We start from the raw sequence: 6745 nt of genomic DNA, 5'->3' as shown, positions 1-6745 counted from the left end.
TAAATTTGAAAAATTAATTCCTGAAAAATATTTAGAACAAGCTAAAAAAGAATATAAAGCCTTAGAAGATAAGGTAACTGAGAAAATAAATTATCTAGTAAAAGAAAATAATATCGATAGAGATTCAATCAAATTCATCACAACAACTAAAGGTGATGCCCTTACATATAATGGTACTACAACACTTTTAGACGATATAGTTAAAGTTCCAAGCGAATCAGCTAATGATAAAACTACAACTAATAATACTGAAATTAACAAACCTTCTAAAGACAATGAAGAACATTATTCTGAAGAAGTTACGAAAAAAATTAATCACCTAGCTAAAATACTAGGAATAGATGCTAAACTTATCAAATTAATAGACACTGAAAATGGACAAGCATTAACTTACCCACATGGTGATCACAGTCATACTGTACTATTAAATGCAATTCATGTTGATGAAACTGAAGTTACTATTACTGAAGAAATTCAAAAACAAATTAATTATATTGCTGAAGTTTATGGTGTGCCTAAAGAAGCTGTTAAAGTAACAAAAAACTTTTTTGTCTTTAATGAACCAGCGCATGCATATGATCCAACACATATTCACCCTTACCTAGTTCCTCGTGAAAAATTCTATATTCCTGAGGTTACTGGTGATGATGAAATAGATTTTGAAAATGAATTACTTGCTTTATCTAAACGTACAGGAATACCTGCAGATAAAATCAAACGTGATGGTGATAAATTTGTAATTCCTCACGGAGACCATGATCACTACGTTAAAATTCTTACTAAAGGGGCAGATATCTATTACAAAAATAGAATTCCTAATATTACAGGAAACTATGTTGCTGGAGCTTTCGATAAAGACACAGTGTTTAAACGTATTGAAGAGCTTAAAGCCAATAATCTAAAAAAACATAGCAAAGATAGTAAGCAAGCAAATCGTGTTAATCGTGCACTAGATCAATTACGTGCCACAATTGAAGAACTACCTACTAACTCTACTAATGGATACTTGGAAATGTTAGATAATTTTGATAAAAAATATATCAAAGAAGAAGCAAATGCAGATACTTCTAAAAATGATGAATTAGTTAAAAAATATAACATACTATTGAATAGAATCAAGGATACTGATATTGAAAAATATGGACTTTCAAAAGTAGACTTAACTAATGAATTAAATAGAGCTAGTGAGAACAAAGATTCTAATACACTTAATAAAGTTAGCCACATGTTAGATGAACTTCAAAAATTCGAAGATCGAACAGGTACGACTACAGTGAGTTATATCAAGTATTTCTTAGAAAATATAGATAGTGACAAAATAAGTACTGAGTTACGCGAAGAGCTCGCTTCACTTGTTAAAGACTCTTACGAATCTCAAGCACTAATTACTAAAACGCCAATGAGAACACTTGTAACAAGACTTATTAATGCAAAAAATGCCCTTCACTATGCTCTTGAACATAATGAAAGTTCAAAAGTAGAATTCGGTGAAAAATATAATAAACTTAATGAAATTGATAGTGATGGTGCAACTCTACGCTCCTCAGCTAGTCAATTTACTAAAGAAGCAAATGATCCAGCATTCCCAATCGAATTTTCTAATGCTAAATATGATAAAGTAGACTTTGAAAAATATGCAAACAAAACTACCGAATCAACTGAAAATACAACACCTAAGGTGGAGAAAAAAGATAATAGTACAGACAATCAATCTAACAGCGATGTAAATACTCCAAAAGAAGAAAATAATACGACAGATAATAAAAAAACAGAGCTTACTCCTGAGGAAAATGCTAAAGTTAATCTTCTTGCAAGTGTCTTTAAATTATCACTTGATTCTTTAAATATAATTGAAACACCTTATGGTAAGGCTGTAACCTTCACACTTGGTGAAAAATCACAAACAATACTAATTAATGATATTGATAGATTACTAGCTGCCCTAATCGCAAATGCTAAACCTAAAGAAACTTCAACAAACGATGAAAACAGTACGACTCTTAACTCAGAAAAAAACGTTTCTAACAATGAAGAAACAACAAGTTCAAATAAAAACAACACAGAAAAAGAAACAACAACAAACAATACACTTGAAGAAAATTAGGATAATTACTAAAAAACACTTGACAACAAAGCTCAATATGGAGTAAAATTAATTTTAAATAAATATATATAATTTGATTATAGACATGTTTTAATCTAAAAACATTTCCAGAGAGAGTATGTATGCTGAAAGTACTTATTGTTTATTTTAAAATTCTACTATTAATAATATCAAATTAAATTTCAAGAATCTTTTTAGATTGAATTTGGGTGGAACCACGGTATAGAAATTAATCGTCCCTTACGTCTTTGACGTAGGGGATTTTTTATTTTATAAACAAATTCAATTTAATATATACATAAAAGGAGAATATAAATATGTTAGATATTAAATTATTTAGAGCAAACCCTGAGATGGTAAAAGAAAAATTGGCAGCTAGAAACTTAGAAACTGACGTAGTTGATTTACTTATAGATTTAGACAAAAAACGTCGTGAGCTTCTTGTACAAGTTGAAGATTTGAAAGCTCTTCGTAACAAAAAAAGTGAAGAAATTGCTATTTTAAAAAGAAAACGTGAAGATGCTTCAGATGTAATCGCTGATATGAAACACGTATCTGATGAAATCACTGCTCGCGATATTGAAGTAAAACAAATCGCCGAAGAAATTAACGAAAAAATCATCAGAATCCCTAACCTTATCTCAGATGAAACTCCTATCGGGCAAGATGAAGATGAAAACATAGAAGTTCGTCGAATCGGACAAGTAAGAGAGTTTGACTTCGAACCAAAAGCTCATTGGGATTTAGTTGAACAATTAGATATTGCAGACTTTGAACGTGCTGCAAAAATCTCAGGAAGTAGATTTGTATTCTACAAAAAAGCGGGTGCTCTTCTTGAACGTGCATTAATCAACTTTATGATTGATACTCACGTAGTTGAACACGGATATGAAGAATTTATGGTACCTCAATTAGTTAATAGAACTGCATTATTTGGTACTGGACAATTCCCTAAATTTGTTGAGGACGTTTATACAGTTGAATCTGAAGGACTTACTCTTATCCCTACTGCTGAAGTACCATTAACAAACTACTACAACGGAGAAATTTTAACTGAAGATATGTTGCCAAAAGGTGTTACTGCATTCAGTATCTGCTTTAGATCAGAAGCTGGAAGTGCTGGACGTGATACTCGTGGATTAATTCGTCTTCACCAATTCAACAAAGTAGAAATGGTACGTTTCGCTAAACCTGAAAATTCATATGAACAATTAGAAATCATGACAGGGCATGCTGAAAACATTCTTAAAAAATTGAACTTACCTTATCGTGTAATTACTTTATGTTCTGGAGACACTGGATTTTCAAGTGCTAAAACATATGATATTGAAGTTTGGTTACCAAGTTATAATGCATATAAAGAAATTAGCTCATGTTCTAACTGTACAGATTTCCAAGCTCGTCGTGCTAATATGCGTTTCAAACGTGAAGACACTGGAAAAGTTGAGTTTATCCATACATTAAATGGTTCTGGATTAGCAGTTGGACGCTGTTTAGCTGCAATAATTGAAAACTATCAAAATGAAGATGGTTCTATTACAGTTCCAGAAGTTCTACGTCCATATATGCGTGGAATAACAAAAATCGAAAGAGATTAATTATATTTTAAACAAAAATAAAATTCCAAGAGGTTTATATAAATCTTCTTGGAATTTTTTAATAGCTTAATACATTAAAAGTAGTGAATAAAAATCCCCTCTTCTTAATCCACTACTTTTAACTTTTTTAATATAGAGCTATATATCTATTTGAGTTTTTTCAAATTTATCTAGAGCTTGTAAATATCCATCTGTTCCTGTTACATGCCACGCTAGACTAACATCTCTGAAGTTATTTAACCAATTTAACACTTTTCTTAATTTAATTGGATTATTAGCTAAAACAGTTTGTGCCTTATTTTCTAATTCTGTTAGTCTACTATTAACAACAGCTTCATCAATATTACCACTTACTCTAGGTATTTCTATATAAGGTATTTTATTTTGATTATATGTTCTCCATCCTGGACTCTTGATTGGATAATAGTGATTGTGATCTCCATGATTTACTATCATTTGTCCATCTTGTACTTGAATATGTTCAACAGTTGTATTCATACTGCTTGCTAAAGCTGTTATTTCTTTTTCAAAATCCCCTTCCAAGTCTGAACTCATCGATGGAACAGTTATATCACTAATCGCAAGATGTTTAGTCACACCATTATAATTAAATACTAACGTATTATTATCAACTGAAATATCACTAGCATTTAATCCATAGAATAGAGCAATATAATTCTTCTTACTATCTAGTGTTACTTTATCTACAGTTGTTGTAGTTTCTACTTTCTTAGCTAAAAATTCTTTTGCTTCTTCCAATTGTTTAGCTGATAAATCCGATTTTTTAACAAAGTGATTGTGATCTCCATGTTTTACAATATAGCCATCCCCTTCTTCACTTACTATATTGTTCACATCAAATACAAAATCATGTTCATCTGCTTCATTATGATTATGTGCTTCTGTTCCGTGCTCTGCTTTATTATGATTATGCGCTTCTGTTTCGTGCTCTGCTTCACTATTAGAGTGTTCAGCAGCTAAATTTTCCTTATTAGCTACCTCAGTAGTTGGAGTAACTAGATTATCTTTTACTTGTTTTCTTATTTCATTAAGTTTTCTTTCTAAGTCAATTTGTTTATTTCTACTTTGATCTACACTGTAAGACATATCGAGATAAATAATACGTGCTTTTTGTTTTAATTCATCAGCAATTTCTGGTGATAATTTTTTCTCATCTTTTAATTTCAATATCTCTTCTTGTAGTTTTTCTGCCTGTTCTGTAATATAATCGGCAGTTAAAGTATAATTCTCTTTTATATCTCCACTTTCTACTTTTTCAAAGTTACTCATTATTCCTTTTGGAATATTTCCACCACTAGGAATCTCTAACTCTTCTTTTGCAACTGTATTGTGTTTTATATCTAAATATTCTAATGTTTTATTTTTTTCTTTTAATGTTAATGTTGTTACATAATTATTTGGCATTGTTAAGTATTTTAGCGCTGTAAGATTATTAACATTTTCCATTGTTCTAATAACATTGTTACTAACTATTAAATTTATAAGTTTGTTTTGTTTATTTGTTGGAAATTCACTAATTTTATTACCACTAGCATCTAAATTCTCAAGCGCAGATAGTTTATAAATATTGTTAATATCCTCTAGTTTATTATTTTTGATTTCTAGGCTTGTAATTGTACTGTTCTCAAAATCTAAACTGTCGATTTTATTATTATTAACTTCTACACTTTCTAAAATTTTAGCATTTTTCAAATGGGATAGTGTTGTTATTTTATTATCGTTTGCTATTAATTTTTTCAACTTAGGTAAGTTGGATACAACACTTAAATCTCTAATATTAGTATTATTTACTGTTAATTGCTCTAAACTATCATTTTTTAGAGTTACTAATTCTAAACCGCTGTTATTAGATAAGAATAAACGCTCTAATTCATTTTTATTACTTAATGCATCTAACTTTGTAATGTTATTATTTTCAAGACTAACTGCTCTTAAATGATTTAAATCTTTTAGAGCTGATATATCTTTAATTTTATTATTATCTAAATTTAACGACTCTAAATTAGTAAGATTTTTTAATACGTCGATATTTTCAATGTTATTTCCTGCTGCAGATACTAATTTTAAGTTTGGATAATCTTTTAAGAATGATATATCCTGAATGCCATTTTCAGAAAAATCAATTCCTTCTAATGTTGGTATATTTTTTATAAATGAATAATCTTTAATACCTGTTCTTGATACGTATAATTGTTTTAATTTTTTAAATTTATAAACAGGTGTAATATCCTCAATAGGAGTATATCCAATACCAAGAACTTCAATATTTGGCATAAGTTCTAGACCCTTTCTCTTCAGAGGATCTCTATTTTCTCCTATATTTAAGTACTTAACGGTTTTTAACCACTCTTTCATTTTTTCTACATTTGATTCATATGTAGGAAAATCAGTGTCCGCAGAAGCATGTTGAATATCATGGATAATATCATCATCAAATCCTAATTTTTTCAATGTCTCAGCTCCTGAGTTATTATGTGGATCTGCTAGGGGTTTAGATATGTCTATATCTTTAACTAATATAGTATGGCTATGATCTCCATGTGGATACACTAATGCTTTCCCTTCTTCAGTCTCGATTAATTTTATAGAACTTTTCTCTATATTTAATTGTTGAGCAACATAGTCAATTTTTGCTCCAATTTCTTTTTCTTCAGTATTTTTTTCTTCTCTATGATTGTCATTTCCTAAAGTATTTCCTGAAGTATTATTCGCTGTTTCTGTCTTATCACTAGCAGTATTATTACTTGAATTTTTGTCTGTTGAATTACTTTCTACTTTATCTATACTATTCGAACTATTTGTCTTTGTATCTTCTTTCACATTTATATCTTTTAACAACTCTATATTTCCATTGTAAGAAATCCCATCACCATTTGGAGTAATAACATAACTAAATTTATCTTTACCTATATTATTCTTTTGAGAAAGATAATTAATTTTATCACTAACTTCTTTTTCTAATTCGGCATATTCTTTTTTAGCTTGTTCTAAATATTTTTCAGGAATTAATTTTTCAAATTTA

At 29.4% G+C, this 6745-nt stretch carries 3 protein-coding genes; 2 read left to right on the top strand and 1 reads right to left on the bottom strand.

Annotated elements, in window-relative coordinates; genetic code table 11:
* Both RWQ73_RS07395 and serS read left to right on the top strand, forming a co-directional pair.
* A partial coding sequence (locus RWQ73_RS07395) for a pneumococcal-type histidine triad protein (RefSeq protein ID WP_314407720.1) occupies positions 1–2104 on the top strand: 2104 nt, incomplete at its 5' end.
* 317 nt (positions 2105–2421) lie between these two features.
* Complete coding sequence (serS, locus tag RWQ73_RS07390) at positions 2422–3702, top strand: serine--tRNA ligase (RefSeq protein WP_314407717.1); 1281 nt, start codon at positions 2422–2424, stop codon at positions 3700–3702.
* Positions 3703–3840: 138 nt separating this feature from the next.
* On the opposite strand, the gene RWQ73_RS07385 is transcribed toward serS, so the two are convergent.
* Positions 3841–6745, bottom strand: a 2905-nt coding sequence (locus RWQ73_RS07385) for a pneumococcal-type histidine triad protein (RefSeq protein ID WP_314407715.1), incomplete at its 5' end; no start/stop codon positions are given.

The organism is uncultured Gemella sp. (assembly GCF_963525875.1).
GTDB lineage: Bacteria > Bacillota > Bacilli > Staphylococcales > Gemellaceae > Gemella.
This window is presented reverse-complemented; position numbering and strand designations above follow the sequence as displayed.